27 protein-coding genes are annotated in these 25,846 nt (G+C 41.3%); 4 read left to right on the forward strand and 23 right to left on the reverse strand.

Features of this window, described 5'->3' with window-relative positions; genetic code table 11:
- The first annotated feature begins 54 nt into the window (after positions 1-54).
- Positions 55-918 (forward strand): AraC family transcriptional regulator, encoded by an 864-nt coding sequence (locus CTY48_RS15895; protein ID WP_180272757.1) that lies wholly within the window; start codon positions 55-57, stop codon positions 916-918.
- Between the two features lies 1 nt (position 919).
- Here the strand turns inward: CTY48_RS15895 and CTY48_RS15900 are convergent, their stop codons facing one another.
- Positions 920-2,332 carry a family 4 glycosyl hydrolase gene (locus tag CTY48_RS15900; protein WP_099469435.1) on the reverse strand — a complete coding sequence of 471 codons (1,413 nt, stop codon included), beginning with the start codon at positions 2,330-2,332 and terminating at the stop codon, positions 920-922.
- A 312-nt stretch (positions 2,333-2,644) separates the two neighbouring features.
- Here CTY48_RS15900 and CTY48_RS15905 point away from each other — a divergent pair, with 312 nt between their 5' ends.
- Positions 2,645-3,337, forward strand: a complete 693-nt coding sequence (locus tag CTY48_RS15905) for a formate/nitrite transporter family protein (protein ID WP_099469436.1) — start codon at positions 2,645-2,647, stop codon at positions 3,335-3,337.
- An 11-nt stretch (positions 3,338-3,348) separates the two neighbouring features.
- On the opposite strand, the gene CTY48_RS15910 is transcribed toward CTY48_RS15905, so the two are convergent.
- The 4 genes from CTY48_RS15910 to CTY48_RS15925 all read right to left on the reverse strand — a co-directional run bounded on the left by CTY48_RS15910 (position 3,349) and on the right by CTY48_RS15925 (position 7,252).
- A complete protein-coding gene (locus tag CTY48_RS15910) occupies positions 3,349-4,020 on the reverse strand; it encodes a DNA alkylation repair protein (RefSeq protein WP_099469437.1) in 672 nt (223 codons plus the stop codon).
- A gap of 18 nt (positions 4,021-4,038) precedes the next feature.
- Positions 4,039-4,602, reverse strand: a complete 564-nt coding sequence (locus CTY48_RS15915; RefSeq protein ID WP_099469438.1) for a methyltransferase family protein — start codon at positions 4,600-4,602, stop codon at positions 4,039-4,041.
- Between the two features lie 131 nt (positions 4,603-4,733).
- On the reverse strand, positions 4,734-6,347 hold the full coding sequence (locus tag CTY48_RS15920; RefSeq protein ID WP_099469439.1) for an ABC transporter permease: 1,614 nt from the start codon (positions 6,345-6,347) through the stop codon (positions 4,734-4,736).
- A gap of 23 nt (positions 6,348-6,370) precedes the next feature.
- Positions 6,371-7,252, reverse strand: coding sequence for an ABC transporter ATP-binding protein (locus tag CTY48_RS15925; RefSeq protein ID WP_099470201.1), 882 nt, complete (start codon positions 7,250-7,252; stop codon positions 6,371-6,373).
- A 299-nt stretch (positions 7,253-7,551) separates the two neighbouring features.
- Here CTY48_RS15925 and CTY48_RS15930 point away from each other — a divergent pair, with 299 nt between their 5' ends.
- Positions 7,552-8,148, forward strand: a complete 597-nt coding sequence (locus CTY48_RS15930) for a TetR/AcrR family transcriptional regulator (RefSeq protein ID WP_099469440.1) — start codon at positions 7,552-7,554, stop codon at positions 8,146-8,148.
- A 38-nt stretch (positions 8,149-8,186) separates the two neighbouring features.
- On the opposite strand, the gene CTY48_RS15935 is transcribed toward CTY48_RS15930, so the two are convergent.
- From CTY48_RS15935 to CTY48_RS15955, 5 genes are read right to left on the reverse strand one after another with little or no spacing between them, the layout of a single operon-like run.
- Entirely contained in the window at positions 8,187-9,110 is a 924-nt protein-coding gene (locus CTY48_RS15935; protein WP_099469441.1) for an alpha/beta hydrolase, read from the reverse strand.
- Between the two features lie 14 nt (positions 9,111-9,124).
- The gene (locus tag CTY48_RS15940; protein ID WP_099469442.1) at positions 9,125-10,303 is read right to left on the reverse strand and encodes an MFS transporter; all 1,179 of its coding nucleotides are present in this window, start codon (positions 10,301-10,303) and stop codon (positions 9,125-9,127) included.
- Entirely contained in the window at positions 10,296-12,638 is a 2,343-nt protein-coding gene (locus tag CTY48_RS15945; protein WP_099469443.1) for an alpha-galactosidase, read from the reverse strand. Before CTY48_RS15945 ends, CTY48_RS15940 begins: the two co-directional genes overlap by 8 nt.
- Positions 12,631-14,094, reverse strand: a complete 1,464-nt coding sequence (locus CTY48_RS15950; RefSeq protein ID WP_099469444.1) for a DUF6937 domain-containing protein — start codon at positions 14,092-14,094, stop codon at positions 12,631-12,633. Before CTY48_RS15950 ends, CTY48_RS15945 begins: the two co-directional genes overlap by 8 nt.
- Before the next feature lie 17 nt (positions 14,095-14,111).
- Complete coding sequence (locus CTY48_RS15955) at positions 14,112-14,675, reverse strand: TetR/AcrR family transcriptional regulator (protein WP_099469445.1); 564 nt, start codon at positions 14,673-14,675, stop codon at positions 14,112-14,114.
- Between the two features lie 369 nt (positions 14,676-15,044).
- On the opposite strand from CTY48_RS15955, the gene CTY48_RS15960 reads away from it, so the two are divergent.
- Positions 15,045-15,608 (forward strand): acetate uptake transporter, encoded by a 564-nt coding sequence (locus tag CTY48_RS15960; protein WP_099469446.1) that lies wholly within the window; start codon positions 15,045-15,047, stop codon positions 15,606-15,608.
- A 43-nt stretch (positions 15,609-15,651) separates the two neighbouring features.
- Here CTY48_RS15960 and CTY48_RS15965 read toward each other — a convergent pair whose 3' ends face one another.
- The 13 genes from CTY48_RS15965 to CTY48_RS16030 form a co-directional block, all read right to left on the reverse strand.
- Entirely contained in the window at positions 15,652-16,596 is a 945-nt protein-coding gene (locus CTY48_RS15965) for a glycoside hydrolase family protein (RefSeq protein WP_099469447.1), read from the reverse strand.
- Positions 16,597-16,626: 30 nt separating this feature from the next.
- Positions 16,627-16,920, reverse strand: a complete 294-nt coding sequence (locus CTY48_RS15970) for a phage holin family protein (RefSeq protein ID WP_236354988.1) — start codon at positions 16,918-16,920, stop codon at positions 16,627-16,629.
- A 14-nt stretch (positions 16,921-16,934) separates the two neighbouring features.
- Positions 16,935-17,204 (reverse strand): branched-chain amino acid ABC transporter permease, encoded by a 270-nt coding sequence (locus tag CTY48_RS15975; protein ID WP_099469448.1) that lies wholly within the window; start codon positions 17,202-17,204, stop codon positions 16,935-16,937.
- 209 nt (positions 17,205-17,413) lie between these two features.
- A complete protein-coding gene (locus tag CTY48_RS15980; RefSeq protein WP_099469449.1) occupies positions 17,414-18,544 on the reverse strand; it encodes a tail fiber domain-containing protein in 1,131 nt (376 codons plus the stop codon).
- A gap of 11 nt (positions 18,545-18,555) precedes the next feature.
- On the reverse strand, positions 18,556-19,098 hold the full coding sequence (locus tag CTY48_RS15985) for a putative phage tail protein (protein WP_099469450.1): 543 nt from the start codon (positions 19,096-19,098) through the stop codon (positions 18,556-18,558).
- Complete coding sequence (locus CTY48_RS15990; RefSeq protein ID WP_099469451.1) at positions 19,091-20,167, reverse strand: baseplate J/gp47 family protein; 1,077 nt, start codon at positions 20,165-20,167, stop codon at positions 19,091-19,093. Before CTY48_RS15990 ends, CTY48_RS15985 begins: the two co-directional genes overlap by 8 nt.
- Positions 20,167-20,577: a DUF2634 domain-containing protein gene (locus CTY48_RS15995; RefSeq protein ID WP_099469452.1), complete on the reverse strand. Its 411-nt coding sequence runs from the start codon at positions 20,575-20,577 to the stop codon at positions 20,167-20,169. The genes CTY48_RS15990 and CTY48_RS15995 overlap by 1 nt, the downstream gene beginning before the upstream one ends.
- A 12-nt stretch (positions 20,578-20,589) precedes the next feature.
- Positions 20,590-20,949, reverse strand: coding sequence for a DUF2577 domain-containing protein (locus tag CTY48_RS16000; protein WP_099469453.1), 360 nt, complete (start codon positions 20,947-20,949; stop codon positions 20,590-20,592).
- On the reverse strand, positions 20,949-21,908 hold the full coding sequence (locus tag CTY48_RS16005; RefSeq protein ID WP_099469454.1) for an XkdQ/YqbQ family protein: 960 nt from the start codon (positions 21,906-21,908) through the stop codon (positions 20,949-20,951). Before CTY48_RS16005 ends, CTY48_RS16000 begins: the two co-directional genes overlap by 1 nt.
- Positions 21,909-21,920: 12 nt before the next feature.
- Entirely contained in the window at positions 21,921-22,607 is a 687-nt protein-coding gene (locus CTY48_RS16010) for a LysM peptidoglycan-binding domain-containing protein (protein WP_099469455.1), read from the reverse strand.
- 3 nt (positions 22,608-22,610) lie between these two features.
- Complete coding sequence (locus tag CTY48_RS16015; RefSeq protein WP_099469456.1) at positions 22,611-24,686, reverse strand: tape measure protein; 2,076 nt, start codon at positions 24,684-24,686, stop codon at positions 22,611-22,613.
- Positions 24,687-24,917: 231 nt separating this feature from the next.
- Positions 24,918-25,334: a phage tail assembly chaperone gene (locus tag CTY48_RS16025; protein ID WP_099469458.1), complete on the reverse strand. Its 417-nt coding sequence runs from the start codon at positions 25,332-25,334 to the stop codon at positions 24,918-24,920.
- 10 nt (positions 25,335-25,344) lie between these two features.
- Entirely contained in the window at positions 25,345-25,842 is a 498-nt protein-coding gene (locus CTY48_RS16030; protein ID WP_236354990.1) for a phage tail tube protein, read from the reverse strand.
- Positions 25,843-25,846 lie beyond the last annotated feature (4 nt).

A 25,846-nucleotide genomic window follows, 5' to 3' on the forward strand; every position in this document is an offset into this window, starting at 1 on the left:
TTTTGGTACTATAGAATTAATCATAAAACAAAAGCAGCAGTCAGGAGGGAAACTTTGGAGAAAATTATTTATCAGGAGACAAAGCAGCTTATCGGTATTGACAGAGTAATCAGGGATTATGACTTTACCATGCCCATCAAGCATCTTCATAATGAATATGAGCTTTATTACCTCGTAAAAGGGCAGCGTTACTATTTTATTGAGAATGAGTCTTATCTCGTCGAACAAGGCTCACTCGTCATTATCAATAAGAATCAGGTTCACAAGACGGCTACCTATGAAAATCCTTGTCATGACCGCATTGTGCTGAACTTTCACGAATCTATCGTGGCAGAGCTGGCTGCTTTGGCTAATTTTTCGACCGGTTCTTTTTTTCAAAATTATTACGGGGTCCTGCCGCTTGACAAAGATTTGCAAAAACGAGTGCAATATTTATTGCTTCAGATTTATAAGGAATTAAAAAATAAGGAGGCACATTCCTCCTCCATGGTTTCTATGTATATAATGGAAATTCTCATTCATGCAGACCGCCTTGCCCGCTCCATGAACTCATTAAACCGTGGTGTTTTGGCACAATCCGAGAAGCATAAAAGGGTAAATCAGACTGCCACTTATATTCAAAGCAACTATGGCGACAAAAAGCTCTCTCTGGACAGCATTGCCGATTCTCAGTTTATCAGCAAATCCTATTTGAGCCGTATTTTTAAAGAGGTTACGGGGTTTACTGTGAATGAATATCTGCACATATGCAGAGTACAGGAGGCGAAAAAACTGTTAGAACAGACCGAGAATTCAGTCCGCGCGATAGCAAACAAAGTAGGATTCGAGACCTCCTCCTACTTTGAACGTATCTTTAAAAAATATACGGGAAATACACCGCTGAAACACCGGAAAAAATATAAATCAGAGGAAAGCTAGACTATTTGTCAAGCTGTTCCTTCCAGCCCTCCGGCAGGTAGCGAAGTGTATTCTTAATCATGTCATTTACCAAGACCTTGACTTCGCTTTCGTTCACTCTTGTTTTTATAAGCGGGTCATTTAAAAATGCTTGTTCCACTAATTTCACATTTTTTGTGAGAGCTGCTTCCAATATAAGCTCATGATTTTCCACATGTGGCTCAATCAGCTCCAATACATTTTCTGGAATGCTTCCTGCATAAATCGGTCTGATGGCATCTCTCTCAAAGAGTGCATTTGTCTCCACTACAGCATTCTTTGGCAGGTTTGCTATCTGTCCGCTCGTGTTCGGAATATTTACGTTGCTCACGATTCTGTCCAGTCCGCACAGCGCTTTAATCAGTAAAATACCTTCCTCACCCGACGGCTCCAGCTTTACTTCTTCCTCGCCTGAAACCAGCTTTCTGCTCTTCTCCAGACGGTTTGACAAGTCCTCTTTTCTCCAATCAACCGTAGTCAGGCCAAACTGCCATTTTTCCACTGTCTCAGGATCTTTCAAATACTCTTCACCCAGCATAAACTCTGCCAAATGACGGTCACCTGCTGCCGCAATCAGCCCATAACGGTTGAATAAATCGAATTTTACCCTGTGTTTGCATGCAAACATATAATTCAGCCAGTTTGCATCCTTCTCATCAAGCCCTTCCTCATAATGCTTATCAATATACTCACGGTATACCTCAAACAAGTCAATTCCTTTATAAGATGCACTGTCAAACCAGGTAAAATGATTGATGCCAAGTACATTGACATATATCTCATTTCTTGGAATATTTTCAATTCCAAGCTTTTCTTCGCAAATCGTCTTCAGCATCTTCTGTGTTCCAAACACCTCGTGACAACAGCCAAACGCCTTGATTTCAGGGAATACCTGATATAATGTTTTAACGCACAGTGTCATCGGATTGGTGTAGTTGATAACCCACGCCTTCGGTGCATAGGTTTTTACCGCTTCCGCGATTTCTACAAACATCGGTATGGTCCGCAGTGCACGTATCATTCCGCCCGGTCCTGCCGTATCTCCTACAGACTGATAAATTCCGTAGCGCTCCGGATAGTGAACATCTGAGTCCATTTCATCAAAGGTCCCCGGTAAAATGGAAATAATAACAAAGTCAATATCCTCCAATGCCTCTTTCCATGAGTCAACCGTTGTGTAATTCCATTTTCCAACAGCATAATCCATTTGGGTAATCTTATTTCCGATTACCTCGTTTGCTTTTGCCGCCTCCCTGTCAATATCATATAAACGAATTGTTCCGCTCATTGACGGCTCCAGTGCTAAATCCGCCATAAAAGACCAAGCCCAGCCACGTGAGCCGCCCCCAATGTACGCTATTTTTACGTCCTCTGCTTTATTACTTTTGTAAATCATAGTCTGCCACCCTTTCTTAAAGTTTTATCGCGATAAGCTCACTATATAGCGCATCGGAAACACAGTCAATTATTCTGCTGATTTCCGCCATTTTTGGTGTCTTAATTTTTCATTTTAGTACAATATTGACTTTTTAACAGCAGCACACTTTTTTATATTTTCCTGCATGTTTTTTACATTTTTCTGCATGCTTTGTTCAAAATCGCATACTTAACGCAGCTTACTTGTATTATTTGTCCCATATGTTATAATGTCGAAGGACATTATAACCCCGGATGGGATATAGTATGAATTACGAAGTAATTCTATATAATGTCGAAGGATATTATAACATATGGGATATACATACGAATTACAAAGAAAAGGAAGATCGAAAAGATGAAAACATTTGTTAAAGCAATAATGGCCGGAATTGCGATCAGCACGGGCGGAATTATTTATTTAACCCTTGAAAACCATATTGCAGGGTCATTTTTATTCTCCATCGGATTATTTACAATTTATTCCTTTGGATTAAATCTATACACAGGTAAAATATGCTACATTCCTCTGGAAAAGCCGTCTTACCTGGCAACCGTACTTATTGTATGGATGGGAAACTTTGTCGGAACCGGATTGATGGGTGTTATTTTCCGTTTTACAAAGCAGGCGAAAATAATAGAGCATACCGCTGAGATTGTATCATTAAAGCTATCCGATACTTTATTTAGCACCTTTATCATGGCAATCATGTGCGGTATCATGATGTGCATTGCAGTCGTTGGATTCCAGACTATCCAAGACACGGTAGGAAAGCATTTGGCACTGATACTTCCTATTATGGTATTTATCCTTTCCGGATATGAACATAGTATCGCCGATATGTTTTATTTCACAATGGCAGGCGCTTGGAATGCAAAAGCTTTTCTTTACATAATTGTTATATCGCTCGGTAACTTAGTGGGTGGCGCTTCCATCCCATTTGCATTAAAGAAGTTTGGCGAAGAAAGCATCATGAGCCACTAAAAAAGAGAGGATTATCCCTCTCTTTTTTTAATTACCGCCGTAATCCAATTTGGAGCATAGGCAGAAGTACAGCCTTTTGATACCTTTAGCTCCCGATATACTCCCAGTTCTTCCCCGAGAGAAATGCACCTCTCTGTAAATTTTGGATTGCGGATTCCGATTTCGCACAGGGCATGGTTCATCGCCCATTGTGTTTTTGGAGTTGCTGCTTGCAATTTGGCTTTTATCGTTGTAAGGAGCTCTTCCAGTTCACCATCTGTCAATTTACCCTCGGCAACTTGGTGAACAATCAAATTCCAGCCTGCCCTTCCTAAATGGTCCTTATCCGAATCAACCCATTCGTTTAGAAGAGTATCCGCTTCCTCGTGGTAGCAGACAACTTCACCGATGAACTTGTCAGTCAGGTCAGAATAGGTTAGCTCAGAAACCATACTCCTTATTTCATCTAATGACAGCTCTTTTGCATGGAACATCATGCATGCAAGCCACTGCGCCTCTGTATTTTCACTTTGCCAAAGCTCTAATGCCAATTCGTGGTCTTTTCCTAATTTCTTTGCCAACTTACGCAGTTCTCCCAATAAGACACCATGCGTATTTTCACTTGCACCATTTTTTATATACATCTGCTTTCGTTTTTCATTCCCTAAATCATAAAGTATCGCAAGTACCTCTTGCTTTTTCATTCTCATCACACTCCTAAACTATAGATACCGTCTTACTTGATTGCAGTATTCTATATATTTTTCCCCGTATATCTTTTTTAATGACTGTTCTTCTAAAAGGACTTGCCGGTTTAAAACCCAGATTCCTGCAAAAACATAAATCAATATAATCCAGTTCGAAATAATCAAAAATATTCCTATTAAAACCAATCCAAATGCCACATAAATCGGATTTCGGCTGATGGAAAATGCACCGGTAGTCACAAGCTCTCCGGGATGATTTTCATCCAAACCGACGCGAAAGCTTTTTCCAAAAGAAATCAGGGCACCTATAAACAACAGAATACCCATCACACAGAACGCCACGCCAATCCAGCTAATCCATTCATGATAAAACAATTCCATTCCGATTGCAGGTAAGCCAAATGCACTTGCCAGCACAAGATAAAATAACAATAAGGCAAAAGGTGGAATAATAAAATCCTTTTTATCCATTTCACCAAATTGAATAGATTTTATCCCTAACTTTCTTAATTGAAAAGCCCTCAATAAAACAAGGATGACAAGTAAAGCCAATGTCACAACTGCAATGTATCTCGTCATATTGTTTCCTCCTTTCTTATTCGCCAAGCTTAGTTTGTAACTCTGCCTCTTAATCAAGTAATTTTACTCTGATTATAGCATAAAATTCCGCCGCTATCCCGAAAATCATTTTCCGATAACGGCGGAAGTAATTAAGCCCCTTCTATCATATCTCGTCTTCGATATCCAATATACCCTAATACCATCAATACGATACTAATTATCGTCATTGCCGCAAAGATTGCCCCATCAAACTCCTCCACCGGCATATGAGGGATCCAACTTTGAACCGCTGTTTTGGAAAACCATTTCGGCAAGTCTAAAATTCCGTGAAAGTAATTCAATACAAAGGAATAGCCAAGATAGGCATAAATAACTTTTCCGAGCTTAGGTGCCAGACCTAGTGCCAAGCCTGCAAGTCCGGTAAAAAACAGGACAGAAGGCAGGAAGTTATAGCCTGCGGCAAAAAAATCTCTCATCGTCATTGATGAAGTATCTCCCATCGCAAAAATTGCGGCACCTCCAAGACCGACACAAGATAAAAATATACCTGCCGCTCCTGCAGCAATTGCCAATATAACACTGGTCCAATAAAACTGTGCCCTTGTCACTTTTGTGGAATAAAGCTGGCTTAAATGCAGTCGTACTTCTTCCGAAAAAAGTTTATTTACAATTGCAATCGGTAAGATAGAAACCAATGCAATCATTACCATAATAATCGTTCCCGTAAATGATTCTTCAATGGAAACCCCTGCCATTGTAAACATCTGCTTCATCATATCATTGCTCTCAAGGAACGTCTGCATATCGCCGTAAATCGAACCATAGGCAGCTCCCATAATGGCAAAGGCAATGAGCCAGCTAATCATGACAGCTTTGTTAATTTTAATCAATAAACCAGGTACAGAAAGTAATGATTTTTTCGCTGATTCCCGTCCCTCTGTTTCGGGTAAGTAACCAGCCCCCATATCACGTCTGCCTTCAAGTGCAAACGCAACCATTACCGCAACACAGCTAAAAACGATTGCAAAAAGCAACGGCAGCCAATTATTTTCTGTAAACGGATAGGTAAGATAGGTCCACCCCATCGGATTAATTATGGATAAATCAGCATTTGATACATCCGTACCTCCACGAACAATATAAAGTAAACTTATAATTCCAAGAGACGAACCCGTAGCCCCCGATGAAGTCGGCATAATCTGAGCCATAATCAATGCGATTACAGCCCCCAAAATACCTGCCATGCCCATCGATGCGCCAAACAAAAAGGAACCTTGGGCTGAAATCGTATCCGCACCAAAACTAACCATAATTACGCCAGTGAAAAGTGCTAATAAAATATGAATCACAATAGTTTCGCTCAATACAGCAAGGGAATTGGCTTGGCGCCCTACTTGGAAGGAACGTACCAGCTCCGTAAGTCCATGCTCTTCTTCTTTCCGCGTATGGCTCACAACATGTAAAGCAGCCACAATCATCGCAAACAAACCGCAAAATAACAACATTTCATGGGAATACATAGCCCCCAGCGTATAATCAGCTGCCGTTTCTACCGGTGTCGTACCAACCATGGAAATCATCGCAGGATTCTTCATCGTTTCATACATTCCCAGTAAGCCTTGCCCTTTGCTGATTTCTTCAAATGCCGGAACAAAACCGCCGGAAAACAAACCCAGACCCAAAACCCAGATTATAATTTTTTTCCAATCACGTTTCAGATATTGTACAAACAGTACATTCCAACGTGCAAATTTTTCTCTCATCCTATTTTCCTCCGTTCCGCCAATCAGACCTCGTAATGTCGCATAAACAAATCTTCAAGCGTTGGCGGCACAGATTCAAACTTCTTCACGCCTAATTTTGCCGCTTCTGACAAAATATCATTGATATAGTGATTATCTGCAGAAAATGTGGCTTGGCTGCCGGTTTGTTTAAAATCATGAACTCCGTTCACCGCTTCCATGGCTGCCACATTTCCTTCTGTTACCAAGGTAACCGTAGAACGGGTTAAGTGGCGCAGTTCATCCAACGTTCCGGTTTCAACAACCTTTCCTTGACGGATAATAACCACCTTATCTGCTAAACGTTCCACTTCACTCAAAATATGGGAAGACAGTAAAATTGCTTTCCCGGCATGCTTGATTTTTTCAACTTCATCCTGAAAAACCGCTTCCATCAAAGGGTCCAGACCGGAAGTCGGTTCGTCAAAAATATACAAATCAGAGTCAACCGACAATGCCGCAATCAAGCCGACTTTTTGGCGATTTCCTTTTGAATAGCCTTTTGATTTTTTCTTAGGGTCCAATTCAAAACGCTTAATCAAATAGTCACGTTTTTCCTTATCCCCTCCTCCATGCAATTTAATAAACAAATCAATAATTTCACCGCCTGTTAAGCTTCCCCAAAGAGCCACGTCTCCGGGTACATAGGAAATTCGTTTATGAATTTCAAGACTGTCCTTCCAAACATCCTTTCCAAAAATTTGCGCCTCGCCGCCGTCGCGGTTGATAATTCCCAGCAGCGTACGGATTGTTGTCGACTTCCCCGCACCATTTGGCCCAATGAAACCCACAACTTCCCCGGCATTTACCGTGAATGTCACATCATGTAATGCTTTAAATTTACCAAATTTTTTTTGCAGCCCTTGCACCTTTACAATTTCTTGCATCATACTAAAACTCCTTCTAAAATTTTAAAATAGTTTTATAACTTGCTTCCAGTCTAAGGCAAAGTTTAAAATGACAGACTATTGATTTGAACTATTTTTATGTATAAAGTTCATATTTTAAATCTTTTCGCTTTGTTTTAAACCAAAACTCATTTACAAGCCCAATTATATAACTTTTTATTGCCCTAGTCAATTAAAATGCATAGTTTTAAACTATTATTCATTGATAATTCAAAACATTTTCTATATAATATAAAATAGATAGATTTAATCAAAATGGATAGAAAGCAGGAATTAAAATGAACGGTTATGAAAAACGAACGCAGGAGAAGAAAAACCAAGTGTTAAAAGCAGCTTTTCATCTGATGAACCAAAATAACGGCATAGAAAATTTAACAATGGATGAGATTGCAAAGCAGGCAAACGTAGGTAAAACATCTATTTTCAAATATTTTGGGAGTAAAGAAAATCTAATTCATGAGGTCTTTAAATATTTTATAAATAACATGGGAGAGACAGCCCGTAAAATTATGGCAGAAAACAAACCGTTTGAAGAGACCCTCGTTGCTATGAGCCAAAATAAAATCCATTACTTGAATAAGGTTAACAAACAATTTTATTTGGCTTTAATGGATTTTTATACGAAAAAGGGAGAGGAAGACTTATCTTTGATCATGAGAGAATACACGAAAGAAATCTATGGTACTATGCTTGATTTATTCCATCGGGGACGAAAAGAGGGCAAGGTTGATTTGAAATACTCGGATGAATTTCTCTTGCTTTATTTCCAAGCTCTTGTTGAGGGTATCTCCAATCCGCATATTTATCAGAAAATTCTTCCTTATACGGCTCAGTGGACGGAGCTGCTTATAAAAGGGATTGCACCGGGAAAATAAAGGGGAATCACACCCCTTTATTTTTTACTTTTCCCTAGTCAAGCATTAAGCTTGCCTTCCAGCCAGTTCAAAACATCGCTTGAGACTTCATCGCGGTTTGTCTCGTTGAGTAATTCATGACGTGCTCCTTCATAAAGCAAAAGCTCTACATCCGTCAATCCCTTCCTCCGATAAATCTGCTCCAGCTGCACCACTCTTTTTCCATATCCACCCACCGGATCTTCTTTTCCCGCAATAATGAAAAGCGGTATGTTCTTCGCAATCTGTTCAAGCTTATCATCCTCATAGAGCTTGGTCAGCCCGCTGCAAAAATGATAATAGAAGTTTGCCGTGCAGACAAAACCACATTTGGAATCTTTTTGATATTTCAAAACCTGCTCGTCATCCCGGCTTAGCCATGAAGCCGGCTCTGCGTTCTCTATTTTCTTGTTATAGCTTCCGAACGAAAGCCGGTCAAGCAGCTTGGCTTCTCGCTCCTCTCCTAAAAAAGTCCCATATATTTTTGCTAAGTATTTTGCCATATGAAACATGATACCGGTCTGCGCCGCAGAGCCGGATAAAATCATTCCGTCAATCTGCGCACTGTAGCGGGTCAAATATTCCTGCCCCACAAAAGAACCAAAGCTGTGCGCGAAGATAAACATAGGAAGTTTGGGATATTTTTCTTTCAGATGCTCCGTCAACATATATTCATCCTCAACGACACGGTAAAACCCGTCCTCACCCAGATAGCCAAACTTTCCGTTTGTTTCGCCGGTTATGCCGTGCCCTCTGTGGTCATCTGCAAATACAAGAAAACCATTTTCATTCAAAAATTTTGCAAATCTCTCATACCTTCCCGCATGCTCGCTCATGCCGTGAAAAATCTGTACAATGGCCCTTGGCTGCTCCACCTCATCCCAACAATAAATATGAATCTTCTGTCCGTCCTTTGCCTCTAACATCATAGTTTGTGCCTGCATCTTATCCTCTCCTTTCACGCATTTACTTCTTCGACTGTTTTCTTCTCATATTTACTGCCGACAATAATCACGGTTGAGGCACACATCAAAACCGCCGCTATCGGAAAATAATACGAAAAGCCTACACTATCCAAAATATATCCCATCACACTTGTTGCAATCCACTGACTCAGAGAGATAAATAGGTTCATAATTCCCATAAATTCACCCAAACGCTCGGGAGGCGCAATATTTGCGATAATTGCATAGATGGTAACCTGTATACAGATAAAACCGATTCCCACAATTCCAAGTGCCAGATACATCATACCGACTGTTTTGACAAAGACAGCGACAAACATTCCCACTGCAAAAATTACGGTTCCCGCCAAAAATACAACTCTTCTGCTTATCCGGTCAGACAGCATACCTGCCGGAACCGCAAACAGGGCACTTACAATCGTCAAGAGAAACAAGCCCGTACTTGCCGTATTCGCCGTAAAATTCAATTGTGTCACACAATATTTGACAAAGTAAGGCGTGATACATCCATAGCTTAAAAAGACAAAGAATACCGCTATAAAAAGCTTCAGAACAGACGGATATTTCACAAAATCCAGACTGATTTTATTCGGCTTGGAATAACACTCCGGGTTTTCTTTTACCGTAAGTCCGCCAATGAGCACCGAGATAATTCCAAGTGCACAAGCGAGCAAAAACGGATAGACAGGATTGATATCCCAAAGTGTCGGCCCGACTAACAGTATCACACCGCTTCCAAGCACACTGACTATCTTCGAAAAGCCGTTTGCAAGACCAAGCTGACCTTCCTCCACCACTTCCGGAATCAGCGTGTAATACGGTCCCTGAAAAAAGTTCAGGAAAAAATAAAATAGGAAGGAAATCAAAAGCATCGCCGCATAGGTCTTTGAAAACGGCAGCACTGCAATAAAAATAGAGGCAAAAAATGCTCCGAGAAATACAAAGGGCTTTCTTTTTCCCATTTTAAAATTACTGCGATCACTTATAATACCTGCAAGATACTGGACAAAAATCCCCGTAAACGCTCCCATTCCGGTAAGCAATCCAAGCTTTGCATTGCTCGTCGTCACCGTTCCGACCAGCATCGGAATGAGAGACATGTTCATCGCCCACAAGAGTCCTACGCTTAAGTTTGGTATTCCGATTAAATATGGCACCAGTTTTTTATTCATGTTCGCCCACCTCCATAAAATACAGCCTTGAGGCAAAATCCTGAAAATATCTTACCTCTCTGTTATAGCCTGTTCCCGCAAATGCCTGCTTGAGTTTAACCCCGCTATACATAAGGGCATCGCCGTACACATAGGTGTCTTCCACCTCACTGTCCATCTTAACAAACTTAGCAATTACATTTTGCGCGATTGAATTTTGCTTGATATGTATCGGTGATACCGTGTTAATCAAATCACCAAACTCCTTAATATTATATTTTTTTATTTTGCTGTAAAAATGGTATTTCTTTTCAGCAGAAAGCCCCTTCGCAGTATAAGTCTCATATCTCCAGTTTGGTGTGACAAGAGTCTGCATCAGCATGCCGACCGCCTTTGTCTGATCTGCACTCACGCACGTCCATTCGTGAATATTGCCGCTTCTGCCCCGGTAAAAGTCTCCAAACTGCAACACTTCTCTCCACTGCTTATACAGTTCAATCTGTGCTGCAATTTCCGCCAGTTCCTCCTTGCCCATGTCGCAGAAGTTACACTCATAGCCAAGCACACCGAAGGACGCCACATGAAATCGCGTTTCCAGCGGAGTTATGCGAAGCGTCTGATGATTCGGGCAGGCAGATACGTGCGCTCCTACCGTGGACATCGGATAACCGTAGCTATATCCAGTCTGCGTCTCTACACGGCAATTTGCATCCGTGTTATCACTCGCCCATATCTGTGGAAAATAGCAGAGCATTCCTAAATCAAAGCGGTTTCCGCCCGCAGCACAGCCCTCAAATAAAATACTTGGAAACCTTTCGTTCAATGCCTGCATTACACGATAAAATCCCAGCATATAGCGGTGTGCCGTCTCCTGCTGCCTTTCTTTCGGAAGGTACTGCGAATAATAATCGGAGAATATCCGGTTCATATCCCATTTTACATAAGAGATATCCGCACTTGAAAATACCTTTGTCATCTGCTCGATGATATAGTCTTGAACCTCTGGATTGGCAAGGTCTAATATACGCTGGTTTCTTCCCTCTGCGTGCGGCTTATCCGGAATTTCCATCACCCACTCCGGATGATTGCGGTAGCATTCACTGTTTAAACTTACCATCTCAGGCTCCACCCATATTCCAAAATCAAGCCCGAGGCGATTGATTTTCTCTGCCAGCCCCGTCAGTCCGTTCGGGAGCTTTTTCTCGTTGACATACCAGTCTCCCAGAGACTGGGTATCATCATTTCTTGTTCCAAACCAGCCGTCATCCATCACAAACAGCTCAATCCCTACCTCTTTTCCTGCCTTGGCGAGATTTAACAGCTTTCTTTCATTGATGTCAAAATAGGATGCCTCCCAACTGTTTAGCAGAACCGGGCGTACCTTATTTTTCCACTCTCCCCGCACGATATGCTCTCTTACAAAGCGCTGCATATGCAGGCTGGCTCCCGAAAAGCCTTCATGTGAATATGTCATGACCGCCTCCGGCGCCTCAAAGTCTTCCCCCGGAGTAAGTAAGAAGGAAAAGGACTGCGGATTGATTCCGGTCACAATTCTTGTTTTTTCAAAACCCGATACCTCGACTGCCTCATAGTGATTGCCGCTGTAAATTAGATTAAAGCCATAGCAGTCACCCGTTTCCTCTGTCGTATTTTCTCTGCTCACCATCACGAATGGATTGGCGCGGCTGGAGGAGGAGCCTGTGTAGGAGGAATTTACTGTTTTTCCTGTGTTCACGACAGTATCGTGCCGCTGCATCTCCCTCGCCCATGCTCCGTTGAAGGTTGTAAAAACATAGCCTGCCCGATCAAAATCGACCTGTGTACTCATAAGCCTCGCAAGCCGTATTTCCTCATTACTTTCGTTGATCAGACGGCTGCTTCTCGTGATTACATCCTCTTTTTCGTAGACATAATAGTGAAGCTCTAATGTCAAATAATACTGCTTATCCTTCAAGATAACAGTTAGGTGTTCTACCTCTTCCTCCGTCCCATAGGAGCCGGGAAGGGTGCGGTATGCCTCTTTTCCCTTGGAAATCACAGCACAGTCAAACACAAAATCACTTGTACTGCCTCCGTCCGCGTGAACTACCTCGATAAACGGCTCGCGGATATCACCTTTGCCATAGGAGGACATTTCAAGACAGCAGTCCTCCAGCGAAAAATTTTTGTGCTCCTCACTGTACGCAATTGTATTTCCGGGGCAGAAGGCATATTTTTCTGTAATAAAATCTGCTGCCTCCAATCTTATTTTTCTTCCGTAATATAAATGCTCAAGCTGCCCGCTCTCCATCACCTGAAACGCATAGGTGGTATTTACCGTTGACAATACATATAGGTTTTCTCTGTTTTCAATCATTTTTCTTCAACTCCATTGCAAGTTCCACGGCTTTGTAGGCACCGTCGTAAATTCCGATTTGTCTGTTGTTCATAATATTTTGACACATATCTTGAAGCATAGAATCACTCTTAAGAAACATTTGAAGCATCTGTAAGGTATGCGGAATATCACGACATTCCAGAGTGCCGTCTCCAATTTCTGCCGAGTGGATTGCTCCCCACATCTCGTGCTTTCCTACCCGCTTGATAAAGAGCTTTGGTATCGGGTAAAAGGAAAGCTCACTAGGCTTTGTCACAAGCACGTCCGCGCTTCGCATAAGAAGGTTCGTGCAATAAACCGCCTCAAAGATATTTTCATGATAAAAGCTATATATTCCTTCCACCTCTCCGGTTAAAGCTTCCTCCGAAAATTTCACTGTATTATCCCAATTATCAAAATGCTCCACCGCTATTTTACTTAACTGCGGAATTTCAGCCTTCAAGGAATCCCAAACATTTTTGTAATCGCCCACATTGATATAGAGTGCTGCTTCCTTGCTCTGAATTGCGGGCAAGAGATATCGTATAATCGCCGAAAATATTTCTTTTTGTGCCCCCGCTCCTCCGATTGTGAGCAAAAAGCGCATCGGCTTTTTATCTTGCTTACGTTTTATTCTCGCCTGACAATCCGCCTCAATGTTGCTTACCAGCTCGTGGTCTACATAGTGTCCGGTGTAGACAAGCTCTTTCTCTGGCATCGGATTGCAGACTTTTTTCTTATCCATTCCGTTCAGCGTTCTGTATCCGACATAAGCATTGTGGCATTGAATTGTATGTACGCTTCCCTCCGACAGATGAAGCGCCATAGGCCAGTTGTCCGGAATTGCATTGACCACATACTTCATTCCTGCATGAAGAGCCGCCTGTGCCGGCCATACATGGGTTGCAATAACCGGTAGTTCCTTTGGGATATTCCGGTATATAGGAGCCATCAGCTCTGCATTCTTTTGATCGACTGCATTGTAGGAGAGGGCGCGAAAGCCTTCATAATTCATCGGCTCCCATACGAGCTTGTTAAAAACGGGGTTTTTTGACAGTCTGGAACCCAGAGAATAGAGCTCATTTTGTGCCTGAATTACCTTGGTGCAGGTTGTCTGCGGATAGGAGTTTAAGTCAAGCCAATAAGGGGTGTAACCTAAAAAGTTTGCCGCCGATGCCATCGCCATTGAAATACGGTAATGTCCAAAACCCATACGAATATTTCCCACAATGATTCCATTTTGCAGATCAAACGGTGTATTTGCACCCTCTCTCAGAAAGATTTGTGAAACTCCCAGCCTATTACCAAGGCAGGAATTCTTTTCAAGGCTCACCGGGTAGCTTTCCGCCGAATCATCACCAAATTTTCTGATATATTTCTTTTTTGACTTTACTGCCCTTTTGTATACCTGATTGCTCATCTTGTTTCCAAATACCACTTTTGATTTATCGCTCATGCTTCTCTGCCTTTCTTCTATTTTCTAAGCACCAATCCGTCCACCAGAATATCGACCACCTCTTTCAGTGCGGCATTGTAGGATATCTGATTATGCACCAAGACATCCCTCTGAAAAAATTGCTCAATGGACGCCTCAAATATTGTCTTGAAAATCGGAATCCGAATCGTTCGGATTACGCCCTCTTCCATTCCCTGGTTTAGCAGGGCAATTGTAGTCTCCCAACCGCTTTCCAGCCGTTCCTCGACCTTTTGATAAATTTTCGGGTATTTATTTTTCAGAATGTAGAGCTGTGTAAAATCAATATCCTTGTAGCTTTCCGGCAGTACTCCCAAAATTGCCCGGATTTTCCCCAATGTGTCAAGTGAATCGTCTTCCAATACCTTTTGTTCGCTTTCCTTTATATTGTCAAAGCCGTAATCCACCATCTCATAAAACAGTGTCTCTTTATCCTCGAACACCTCATAAATTGTCCTTTTACTCATATTGGCGCAGTTCGCGATGTCATCCATCGTAAACTTCATTCCCTTTTTACTGAATACTTCCAGCGTTGCCTCTAAAATTCTTTCTCTTACTTCCATAATCATTCTCCTGTGCTTAATCAGCCTGTGTTTCTTTTCTAAATTTCGTTCAGAAAACTATGGTACTGTTTTTAGTTTTTTAGTTTTATTTATTTTATCATTTGTTATTTCCTTTTACTATTTGCGAAATAGACAAAAATTAAGATTTCTTTTTAGCAAAAAGGCACAGAAGCTTTTGCCTCTGTGCCGTATTATAATTTCAGTATGAGATTTTGTTTTTCACCTTCTTGTTAAGTTTTGTTTGCAAATCCGCCATTTTTAGTCATAGACTAAAACAATATAAAATTTTCATTGTATTCCAGCGAAAAAAATGATACGATATGTCGAGTAATTCATATTATACAAGAAAAGAAAGGACTTTTGTCAACTATGTCAACGCAAACAACACAATCAAACATTGCCAATCCAGCACCTCTTGGTCTTTTAGGATTTGGTATGACCACCTGCTTACTAAACTTACATAATGCAGGAATTATTCCTCTTTCCATCGTTATTGTTGCAATGGGATTTGCATTAGGCGGAGCGGCTCAGATTATTGCCGGTATCATGGAATTTAAGAAAAATAATACCTTTGGAGCAACTGCATTTACAGCCTACGGCTTCTTCTGGTGGTCTTTAATCCTAGTCTGGATAAAACCATTTTCAGGTATAGAGGCTTCCGATCCTGTCAGCATGGGATATTATTTAGGACTTTGGTGTATATTTACAGGCTTTATGTTTGTTGGAACACTGAAGCATAATCGTGCAACTCAGGTAGTATTTGGTTCTCTCACCATTTTATTTTTACTACTCTCCCTTGCAAACTTTACAGAATCTGAAACCATTCATACCATAGCTGGTTATGTTGGAATTTTCTGTGGTGCATCAGCGATTTATAACGCAATGGCACAAATCGTAAATCATGAATTTCAAAAGGATATTTTACCTTTGTAATAGAACATAAAATTTAATGACATGAGACTGGATTTCTCCAGTCTCATAATTTTTCCTTTAGAAAGGTTGAGAAGAATATTACTCCTGCTACACCGTCTACGTTTAGATGATTATCTTCCTGACATAGTTTTAAAGCTGTTACACATTCTGAATTAAACTCTTCACGGAATGTCTGTGGATTATATTGATAGCAGTACAAGATAGCCTGTACAATTTTGGCGCTTACATTATGAGTTTCTTCTTTTACTGCAATATGTTCTCTCACTGCCGCATTCGTTTTGGTTCCATATTCGCCGTCAATCTCTAAATCAGCTCCTAAGGTATTTAAAAACACTTGCAGAGCAATCGTTATTGCCCCTTTGGTCTTATTTCCCATTTTTCCGTCTTCCCTTAACAGCATACAATCGGTTTTCTTACATTTTTGAATATAGCTTTTATATTCCTGATTAAGCCACTTTTGAACAATCAAAATATTTTTTGAAACTTCTTGCTCGGATAGCCCTGCATTGCTTGGCAGCGATGCTTCTGTATTTATGACACCGCTCAAGAATAATTCTCGCTCCGCCTTCCTTCTTTCCAGCAAACCTTTTTTATAGGTCACAGCGGTTCCCCAGTATATTAGAAAATTATCGGCATATTCCTGCGCGGAATTGCTGTTTGCCGCCAACTGCCTTAAACCATTGCTGCAATCTGTTTTTCCGAGTCCTCTATTATAGCAGTAGCTCACAAGCGCTGCAAATTGGTTATCCGTAGGAATAATATTTTTCACCGTATTCTCGGTGTATTCCTCGAACTTTTCCAAATCTTGCCGTAAAACTTTTTCTGCCTGTTCCTGCGTCCAAATCGTATCGGCTGTTATCGATTTGTCATAAGAATGCCCATAACCAATCGTGTAGTATGTCTCGCCTGCAAGCTTATATGCCGCTAGGCGGCACCCCTCAAATCTTTTGATCAATTCAATTCCTGCTTCATTTATTTTCCTAGCCATAAATCTTCCCTCCTCTTTTGCAAAATAGGCTTATTCCTCCGCTGTATCTGTTTTGCCACCTTTGTCCAATAAATTTCGCAAAAGCTCATACAGCCCTGTCGAAGCCAGTCCGCTTACCATGCCCCCTAAAACAATAGTTGCATCTATTTTTCCAATATTTCCTATTAATGCAATAATAACACCAATAATCAGCATCGTCAGCGGAATGTACTGGTTTCCAAACTTTTCAAACAGCTTTGCTGTTTTTATCGCATAGCCCAGACAGAGGCATAAGCCCAGCGTCACCATATCAATGTATTGGGTTAAAAATGTTAAATCTATCATCCTTTTCCTCCTTCTTATTTGTGAGCAGATTCATTGAGATGCTTTTCCAGCCTGTCTCTCGCATCCGTCACAGGTCCGTTGCAGTTTAGCTGCTTCAGCCCCTCCAGACACGCAAGCATGCCATAACAAATGAGTGTCTGCTCCTCCTTTATGTTTGCAATATCCTTATCCTGCTGCTCTTGCTTCAAAAACCATTTATATACTGTAAAAATCAGCCCGAATATTGCTACAATAGCCCCACTCAGTGAGGCTATTGAAATGATTGTGTTTGTGTCGATGTACATTTTGCTCCTTTCTAGCCATTACTGACGGTGTATAAAATAACAACACTGCCGAAAGAGTACTGACCTTTTAAATTATATAAAATCTGTGCCCTGTTGGCAGGATTGTTCACATACTCTTTTATTTTGTGGTTGTCTCTACCAGCAATATACAAGTTATGTATTTAAATAACGCAACTAGAAGCCTGTGGCATTTCAATATTGATATTCTTTTATATGTTTTCAATACGTGCTACAATTTTTTGTAAAACATGGACTGTAAGGGCAATAAATTCATCATAGCGCAAAGAGTAAATGTATTCCGGATTTCCTTCATTGTCAAGTACAGGAATTTCTACAATATTTCCTTCATTATCGACGCCGGAAATGACTTTTACATCTTTGCAGAAACCAGCAAATTCTTTTGCTGTCATACCGAGTGATTGCATTGCTTCTTCAACATCCTGTGCAATAAAACCTATGTGTACTCTACCTGAATCGCCATCTCGAAATGTAAATGAGACAGGTTTCAGCATCATAAATAGTTTCATGTGCTTTTCTGTTAATTCATTAATATTATCCTTATAGTTCCTGTCTGAAGTGCTTATTGTTCCAGTTCCAGCATATACTTGCTTCCATCTATAACTGCCTGAGCCAAGGTTGATTGTATTATCAGCCGCCGATGAGCCGTCACCGCCATTAATGTACATTCTAAAATTCAGACCATCTGCCGAGAGCCCAACATGATAGTTGGACTGCCATATTCCTGCGTGGGTATGGCTAATTGAAGATTTATTATTATTTAGCGTTGTATATGCGTTGTAAAGGGCTAATGAGCTAGCTCCTACTCCTGCAGCCGCCGCTCCACCACTTGCCGTATAACTATCGCTTAGTTTAACATGACCATAATTTGTCGCTGTTCCAATTCCATATGTTGTGGCTGTACTTGCATGATTGGTTGGAGCCTTTCCAGCTAAATTCGTGTTTAACTCATTATAAGCCCCATAAAGCGCATTCTGACTCGCTCCCATCCCATTTACTGCCGCTCCGCTTGCCTCCTTTGTTTTATAAATATCACTTAATTTCACGTGACCTGCCTCGTTTGAAGACGCAGCCAATTGTTTATGAGCCAAAAAATCCGTTATTAACTTCTTTACCTTTCCCCATAAAGTACCATTTGTATCTGTTACTCCAATTTGGGTCAAGACTTCTGACTCTTCTATCTCCGCTATTTCTTTTGCATTGACATGTATATCTGAGTCACTTAAATGCTCCTCCAAAACCTGAGCGTTTTCATTAAAATCCTCAATATTGTAAAAATCATCGTTTGCGGGCTTTTTCAGCCCATGTTCTGTTATTTCCATGCTTTTTCCTCCTATTCGAATGGTTCGTCTCTCAAATACTTTTGCATCAGACCGTGCAGGTATTCATGCGTATACGGCTTCAGCATCCTATGTGTATTGTACATAAGTGAAACATCTAAAAATAAGTTAAGCGGCACTACCCTCTCACACAACTTTTCCACCTCATTTTCTAACTTTTTGGTTGCCAGGGCAACCTTGACAGAAATGGTAAAGGTATCTCCATCCAGCACGATTTCGTAGCCATCCGCACCACAAAGCGCCTTTAGCTGATTATTCAGTGTCCGGTATGTATACGGCAAATCTTCCACCAGCCTGCTGTGAATTCGAAAATTGCGCAGCTGCAGAGTGTCGGTGTCAGGAGGTGTAATCCCCAATATGTTCTCCCACCGCAGTGCTCCTCTCTCTGTCTCATCACTTACAAACGCCTCTTTTAGCAAACCTTTTATTGCATCCCACAGCTTTTCTGCCTGTATCTGCTCAGCATTCATAATCTGTTCTATCTCACCGTATTCCTGCATAAACGGTGGGAGATATTTTATTAGCTTTCTATCCAATTATCTCCCCCCTTACCGGAATAGTATCAACTCCAAGTGTGACACTGCCTGCCGCCCCGTTCAACTTCGTATCCGCGATATCTTGCACACCGTTCACATCCAATATTGCAGCCTCTATTCGCCTAATGCTAACAACAAGGCTTGGACTTCCTTCCCACGCCTGCAAAAGAGTAAAAAAGTAATTGTCTACCGCTGCCTCTATTTGAGACTTGATATCTTCAAAACTGTAACCATCTTCATATATGATTGTGCAGTCTATGTTAATAATCTCACCTGATACCGCCTGTATATGTGCCACATGCCCGACAGGCGCGAGTCCATATCCTTCCATATCCTGCGTCGGGTCAATTTCTCCCTGCACCTTTTCAATTAGTTCTAAGGAAGGTACGGTATAATCCGAGGCAATAATGACACATTTGACGTGCCCACCTACCAGTTCTCCTGCCTCATTTGTAGCCCGGTAACACTTGCAGCCGCCCACTCCGGGAATTGCTTTTATTTTTTCGGTATAATCTGCCCGATTTCCCCCGAATGCAGTTGCATCAAACGAAGCACGCCAGCGTTTGCGGAAGGTTTCTGTCTCCTCCTCATCCTCGCCGGGTATCAATATATCCGAAAGCTCACATGTTGTAAGCCCTGAAATATACTGTATCGGTATCATTGTGCCAAAATGCTTATTTCCCTCGATACCTGGCGTCTCACATTTCAGCATATAAGTGTGCTCGGTATTGTCCATAACCTCTGTAACTACATAATTTAATTTTTCCAGACTAAATCGTGAGCCGATAGGAACAGCACAATTAAAATTTCCCTTTAATACTGCATTGGTGGCTGGGAAAGGCTCCAGGCCTCTTGTGTCCTTCGCTATTTTTATCAGGTACTCGCGGTCGGCAGTGTCCCCAAACATTTGCTGGAACATCCATTCAAGCTGAATATACATCATAGCCATTTCCGCGCTGTTGGGGGCGAGTGCATCATAAATAATTGAGCCTTCTCTTTTGTCATATTTTTTCTCAACATTGCTAAGCTTTTCCTCAAGCAATGCCTCATAGGTTTTTTCTTCAAACATCAGTATTCCACCTCCATTTCCATATCAGTTGTTCCAAACTCTGTCTCAACGTTAAAGTTAACCACAACAGTGTTTTTCTTTGGCGTATCAAATTCAAAATCATATACATCTGTAACTCTGTCATCTTGCAAAATTGCTTCCTTAATCCTTCTCTCCAACTCCGGAATGACATAAGAGGTAGGCTCACCTATCAGTTCCTCCAGCTCAATTCCATAATCTTCGGAATAGATAGTATATTCGTAGCGCTCTGTGTTTAATATCTTATAAATAGCTTGTTTTACGGCTTCCAGTCCATCGCAATTATCATTGATACGGTTCATCTCCTGGTTTAGCCGGTAAGTGTAGGAGGATTCGCTCGTCTCCTCCAAATCCTGTAAAAGATCATCATCTAAATTTGTAACCGGAATCATTCTATCACCGCCTTATCCCATCACTTTGTCCAGCACTAAATACTTTTGGCCACCCTGCTGCTTAATCAAAATAACCTTATCGTTTAGTTTCAGTGCATTTAATATTTTTATTTTCTTCTTGCCTTTCAGCTTGTGAGCGTGTGCAAGCGTACATGTCTCAGGCTCTGTTTCCCAGTCAATCTCTGCTTCGGTTTCATAATTTAAAACGTTCTGGGTCAGCACGAGAAATTCCTTTGTCAGCAGCATTTTTTGTTCCACTTGAATTTTAAGAGGGCTTGCGCTTACCACTGTCCCAAATACAAAGGTGGACGGCTCGCTCTGGTTCACTGCTTCGAGCGCAACCCGTTTTATCTGTTCATTTAAATTTGCCATTACGCTATAAATTCACCTCCTATTAATGTCAAGTCCATCGTGTGCATATTGTTGCTAAATCTGTGAGTAACTTTCTCGCAGAGCATAAAATTGTTTACGGTGATGTCCCCCAGCTTAAGGGAGATGATGGGAGATGCTCCGGCTCGTATTCGAATATCTCCCCATGCGTCTTTTATGCTCAGGTTTCTGCTTTTCTGATTATAGTAAGACAACAGTTTGCTTACCTTCTCATCCCCATTTTCACCCTCCTGAAGGGTATCAAAATACTGTAAAATTCCCCATTGGTTCATGTTGTTGCCATCCTGCGCGATGTAGACGTCCCGCTTTCCCGTATTCTTATTATCATAAATAAGCTTTATTTTGTTGTAAGTCTCTCCGTCTATACTGCTTTGATAGTCAAAGTTTTGACCTGTCTCGCTGTCTATCACAATCGGCACCTTCATATCCGCTATACTCGATAGGGTGATGGCACCGTATTTATCATAGAGACAGTACAGCTCATTGGTATTCATCATCGTTGTGTCCAATGCATTTTGAACCATATCAAACAGGGTTTTATTGTATTCAATCCGCTGCTGGATCACATAGCCTGTATCTGCAATATCTCCAGCATTTAGTCTAAAGTCCTCGCATAGCAGCTGTATAAACTGCCCTGCAGTCAGCCCCGTATACACATAGGTGTCTTTGTTTTTAAAATAGCGGAGTTGGTCATAGCAGGTATAAGTAATTCTCTGCTCTTTATCTCTGCTTTTTGTAAAAATATATCCATAAAAAACACCTTTTTCATCAACTTTCAGGGTAACTGCCTGTCCCTCATACATCGGATAGTTCCTATCTTTTAATACCTTAAATACAAGCTTTGCGGGCGTGCCTTTTCTTTCACTCGTCAACTCAATACCTTCCTCCACACAAGGTTCGTATATCGCATCCTGCGTATAAGTCAATATTTGTACTTTCACGTTGCTCACCCCCTATATCCTCGGTATCGTAAGGACAGAGCCTACCGGTATTTCCTCCGGCGATTTTAACTTTAGTTTATCCCTGTTTGCAAGCCAAATTGGTCTGTAATTCATGGCGTTTCCGTAATAATATTTTGAGAGGCTCCATATCGTATCATCAGGACCTACCTTATGGGTGGTCGGAACTTTAAGCCTAAATGAAGAAATTGAATCTCTTGCACTTTGAGTCTTTATCGATACTGTACCGTCAGAGTTCGTAATAAGGTTTACTTTTTTTCTTCCGTAACTCACATACTGCTTTAGCTTGACCGATACTACCACGTCAAAACCTTCCTTTGCATCCTCCTTGATGGTATAGTCCTCCAAGGTAACCTTCATGCTCGTTGAATAAAGCCTTGTCCCATCCGGGAGAGTTCGATACACAATCCAGTTAAATGGTTTTTTTAACTGCTTAAGCTGCTCCATTTTTTCTAAATAGTACCACGCCCGCCTATAATCACCATTGCCATACGTCGCAAAAGGATATTTGTGATTTGGAAATAATAGATCAAACTCAATGTCAGTCAGCCCCGTAGGCTTGATGACATTAACCTCTCCGTCATTCATTAAATTTACTGTTTTATTTTGTCCATTGATTTTCATTGTGATTTTCTCAGGAAACACAGGTATCCTGAGCTTTCTGAAATACATTCGATACATCGCCTACACTCCTTCCATTGAAGCGGATGCCGTCTGGCTGATTACATCACCGAGATACTCCGCTATTCCGTCTAAATCGGACATGTTGTTGACCGTATTTGCCACACCGCCTAAATCTACATTCAGAGATTTAAACACCGTTCTGTCAATAATTTCTCTTTCCGCTATGTCCCTTAAATATTTTAAATCCTCCTCGGTGATTTCCATCGCGTCTGCTATTCTATCCGTGCTTTCCGCGCCGCTTGCAGTATTGTTATCAATGTTTTGCAGTGCATCCATTGCATTTGAGTTGCCTGTGTAAGTGTCATAACTATTGTTTGAAAATATATCCGTCTCATCAGTATCCTTTGAAAAGAAACCGGAAATCTTATTGTCAATTCCTTCTCCAAACTTATAGCCGGTGTTATACGCGTCTCCATAGTCGATACGCGTATCGATTGTAGGGGCATCCCTGTTAATTGTTATTGCAGTATCGTTCTTGCCCCATCCAAGCACCTTATCCTGTAATGCATTTAGCCCTTCTGTCCAGTTTGTGCCAAATATGGCATCAATGATTTTAGTCACTACTTTTCCCAAGGATAAAAACCATGAAATAATCTGTCCAATCAGGTTCGCAACCGCGCCGCCAAAGCTGTTAAAGCCTCCGTTTGCAGCATTTAAAATCCATTCGATAATACCTATAATTGGTTCGGCACTTGTCCATATATATTGAATTACTGCATTTAATACTCCGATTACTGCATTGAATATGAAAGCTCCCACTGCTGCAAATGCTCCCATAATAATTCCGGCTGCACTTAAAGTTGTACCTGCAAAATGATTGATTACACCGACTACGGCGTATACAACCGCTATCAATGCTATAATCGCGAATATAATTAAAACAATTGGATTCATTGCCATTATAGTACTCAAAACACCTTGCGCTACGCCCCACGCTTTCGTCGCAGCACTCACTGCCATTGTCACAGCTTTTACTCCAGACGTTGCGGCATAATATACTCCCAAAGCCGCCACCACACCATAAACAAGCGGTCCCAGCCAATACCAGTTATCATAAACCAAGGTTGCTACACCGCCAATCAAATCAAATGCCTCAACTGCCACCGCAGCCAAAATGTCAAGACCATTTGTCAGATAGGTCAGCATCGACTGAAACTGTTCGCTATTGGCAATCTCATTTACTTTTTCAAGTATCGGTTGAAATGCACTAAGTGCCTCATCTTTTATCTGAGTAACAACCTGTGCCCACGTCATTGGCATCGCAGAAAACGTTTCATTTACACTCTCCACATTCGCCGTCGATAACAGTGCTTCTTTTACAGCCTCTCCTGTGAGCGCACCTTCGTCTGCCATATTTTGCAGTTGGTCGATTGGGACGTTCATATAGTCTGCCACCGCCTGCATAATGTTTGGAGCCGTTGCAAATATCTCCTCAAACTGTGCTCCACTAACAACACCTGAACTGAGTGCATCTGTCAACTGTGCTGTTGCAGCACCTGCTTCCTGCTGTCCAGCTCCTGCAACTGTGTACATTTTACTGAGCATTTCACTGAATGCCACCATTTCCTGATTACCCGAAAATGCACCCTTTGCTCTTGCTCCTAACTCCGCAACCGTATTCGCTGTTTCAAGGTACGATGTTCTGGACCTCTTTGCTGATTCAAATATCATATTGTTCAGCTCTTCGGTTGTCTGTAACCCATCATTCATAAAATCAAGCCGTGCCGTGTTATTCACCATCGTATCCGATAAATCCATAACTGCTTTCAGATTATCAAGTGTTGCAAATTTCTTCACCAATCCACCTAAAGCCGAATTGCTCTTTTCTGCACTGTCCTTAAGTACCTGTTGGCTGGCTCCCATTTCAAGAAATTCGGCAGAAGCGCCTTGGGCAGCCAGCGCAGCTGCTTTTAAGGAAACCTCCGAGCTTTTAATAATAGAAATATTGGTTCCATCCTGCGTTGCTATTTGCAATTCAGTGTAATTATTTTTGCAAACCTCAATTGCGCCCGCCATAGCTTGAAACGCAGATATTGCTCCGGCACTTACCCCTAATGCTGTACTTTGTCCCGCCATTTTTCACCCTCCTTTCTGTAAGTTTCTTTTAACTTAAATTTGTTTTTTCTTATCTCTTTCCTCCTCGCTTAAGCTTTGCCTGCTCTTTTTTCTCTGACTCAATTTTGATGTCAATGGAGGCGATAAGAAAAGCTTTTTCATATCGGTCCATTTCGGCAAACTGCGAGGGCAGTATTTTTAGTTTGTGAAGGCAATAGTAAGCGTAATTTGCCTCACTATCACCTTCGTTGATTAGTTTTTTGCTTCTTCTACCAGCTCTCGATCGGATTTGCTGTAACCGCTGATTTCAAGAATTCTCTGACAGTACGCCTGATATTCTCCATCACTGTCTAACATTTCCGTAATCAGCTCCTCAGCACTCATTACTCCATAGCTATCCTGAAGCTCCTTATCATTCAGGTTGGGAGAAACAGTACACTTTGCAGCAACCATGCGGTTGAACTTCGCATTGTCTACATCAATCTTTTTTCCCTTCTGATTGATCGACGTACATTCATTTCTGATATAATCAGCTTCTTTTGTCTTTAAGGCACGAATTTCCCACACTAAAACTTCTCCTGAAGCATCTTTAAAGTTTTCACTTGCGGCAATTTTTACATTTTTTCTTTCTACCTTATTTTGTTTTAAAAACGCATTAAAATCACTCATCTTTTTCCTCCTACTTCATTCCGCTTAAAATAGTAAATGCCTTTGCAATGTCAAATCGTTCTGCTGTAAAGTCAATGCTCTGCTCCAGCCACTCACCTTCGGCATCAACACTTGCAATTGTGGTTCCGTCAATATTACAGCCATTGATTGTAACACTTCTGCTTCCTGCGGCGCTGGTTGGATCGTCATTTGTAAGAACCATGTCAAAGTACAAGTCCTCTCCGGTCTCCTGATATTTGTAAATCATCTCTGTAAAAATATCCGTATTATGGTAAATAGTAGCAGAGCCGGTAATCTTACCGCCATTTGCCTTATTACCGTTTGTTGTTCTGCCAAGTATTGCTACCTCGCTTTTGGACTTTTCATATTTTACTTCAATATTTTTTAACTGCATGAGCAGATAGCGGTTGTCACCGATTGTAATATAGCAAGAGCCTAGCTTTGCGCTCACGGCGTCTCTCGCAATCATTGTTGTTTCTGCAAAATGCTGTAAATTCATTTTTAACATAATT

Origin of the sequence: Konateibacter massiliensis, assembly GCF_900184995.1 — a bacterium.
GTDB classification, from domain to species: domain Bacteria; phylum Bacillota; class Clostridia; order Lachnospirales; family Lachnospiraceae; genus Lachnotalea; species Lachnotalea massiliensis.

Excerpts from the sequence above, each read along its gene's own strand:
- CTY48_RS15975 (WP_099469448.1), bottom strand. The coding sequence starts at position 17,204 with ATGTACATCGACACAAACACAATCATTTCAATAGCCTCACTGAGTGGG.
- CTY48_RS15935 (WP_099469441.1), bottom strand. The coding sequence starts at position 9,110 with ATGCAGGCACAAACTATGATGTTAGAGGCAAAGGACGGACAGAAGATT.
- CTY48_RS15905 (WP_099469436.1), top strand. The coding sequence starts at position 2,645 with ATGTCGAAGGATATTATAACATATGGGATATACATACGAATTACAAAG.
- CTY48_RS15900 (WP_099469435.1), bottom strand. The coding sequence starts at position 2,332 with ATGATTTACAAAAGTAATAAAGCAGAGGACGTAAAAATAGCGTACATT.
- CTY48_RS15980 (WP_099469449.1), bottom strand. The coding sequence starts at position 18,544 with ATGGAAATAACAGAACATGGGCTGAAAAAGCCCGCAAACGATGATTTT.
- CTY48_RS15920 (WP_099469439.1), bottom strand. The coding sequence starts at position 6,347 with ATGAGAGAAAAATTTGCACGTTGGAATGTACTGTTTGTACAATATCTG.
- CTY48_RS15925 (WP_099470201.1), bottom strand. The coding sequence starts at position 7,252 with ATGCAAGAAATTGTAAAGGTGCAAGGGCTGCAAAAAAAATTTGGTAAA.
- CTY48_RS16025 (WP_099469458.1), bottom strand. The coding sequence starts at position 25,334 with ATGAGTGATTTTAATGCGTTTTTAAAACAAAATAAGGTAGAAAGAAAA.
- CTY48_RS15970 (WP_236354988.1), bottom strand. The coding sequence starts at position 16,920 with ATGATAGATTTAACATTTTTAACCCAATACATTGATATGGTGACGCTG.
- CTY48_RS16000 (WP_099469453.1), bottom strand. The coding sequence starts at position 20,949 with ATGGCAAATTTAAATGAACAGATAAAACGGGTTGCGCTCGAAGCAGTG.
- CTY48_RS15930 (WP_099469440.1), top strand. The coding sequence starts at position 7,552 with ATGAACGGTTATGAAAAACGAACGCAGGAGAAGAAAAACCAAGTGTTA.
- CTY48_RS15955 (WP_099469445.1), bottom strand. The coding sequence starts at position 14,675 with ATGGAAGTAAGAGAAAGAATTTTAGAGGCAACGCTGGAAGTATTCAGT.
- CTY48_RS15910 (WP_099469437.1), bottom strand. The coding sequence starts at position 4,020 with ATGAAAAAGCAAGAGGTACTTGCGATACTTTATGATTTAGGGAATGAA.
- CTY48_RS15990 (WP_099469451.1), bottom strand. The coding sequence starts at position 20,167 with ATGTTTGAAGAAAAAACCTATGAGGCATTGCTTGAGGAAAAGCTTAGC.
- CTY48_RS15915 (WP_099469438.1), bottom strand. The coding sequence starts at position 4,602 with ATGACGAGATACATTGCAGTTGTGACATTGGCTTTACTTGTCATCCTT.
- CTY48_RS16030 (WP_236354990.1), bottom strand. The coding sequence starts at position 25,842 with ATGTTAAAAATGAATTTACAGCATTTTGCAGAAACAACAATGATTGCG.
- CTY48_RS15995 (WP_099469452.1), bottom strand. The coding sequence starts at position 20,577 with ATGATTCCGGTTACAAATTTAGATGATGATCTTTTACAGGATTTGGAG.
- CTY48_RS15965 (WP_099469447.1), bottom strand. The coding sequence starts at position 16,596 with ATGGCTAGGAAAATAAATGAAGCAGGAATTGAATTGATCAAAAGATTT.
- CTY48_RS16010 (WP_099469455.1), bottom strand. The coding sequence starts at position 22,607 with ATGTATCGAATGTATTTCAGAAAGCTCAGGATACCTGTGTTTCCTGAG.
- CTY48_RS16015 (WP_099469456.1), bottom strand. The coding sequence starts at position 24,686 with ATGGCGGGACAAAGTACAGCATTAGGGGTAAGTGCCGGAGCAATATCT.
- CTY48_RS15945 (WP_099469443.1), bottom strand. The coding sequence starts at position 12,638 with ATGATTGAAAACAGAGAAAACCTATATGTATTGTCAACGGTAAATACC.
- CTY48_RS15950 (WP_099469444.1), bottom strand. The coding sequence starts at position 14,094 with ATGAGCGATAAATCAAAAGTGGTATTTGGAAACAAGATGAGCAATCAG.
- CTY48_RS15940 (WP_099469442.1), bottom strand. The coding sequence starts at position 10,303 with ATGAATAAAAAACTGGTGCCATATTTAATCGGAATACCAAACTTAAGC.
- CTY48_RS15960 (WP_099469446.1), top strand. The coding sequence starts at position 15,045 with ATGTCAACGCAAACAACACAATCAAACATTGCCAATCCAGCACCTCTT.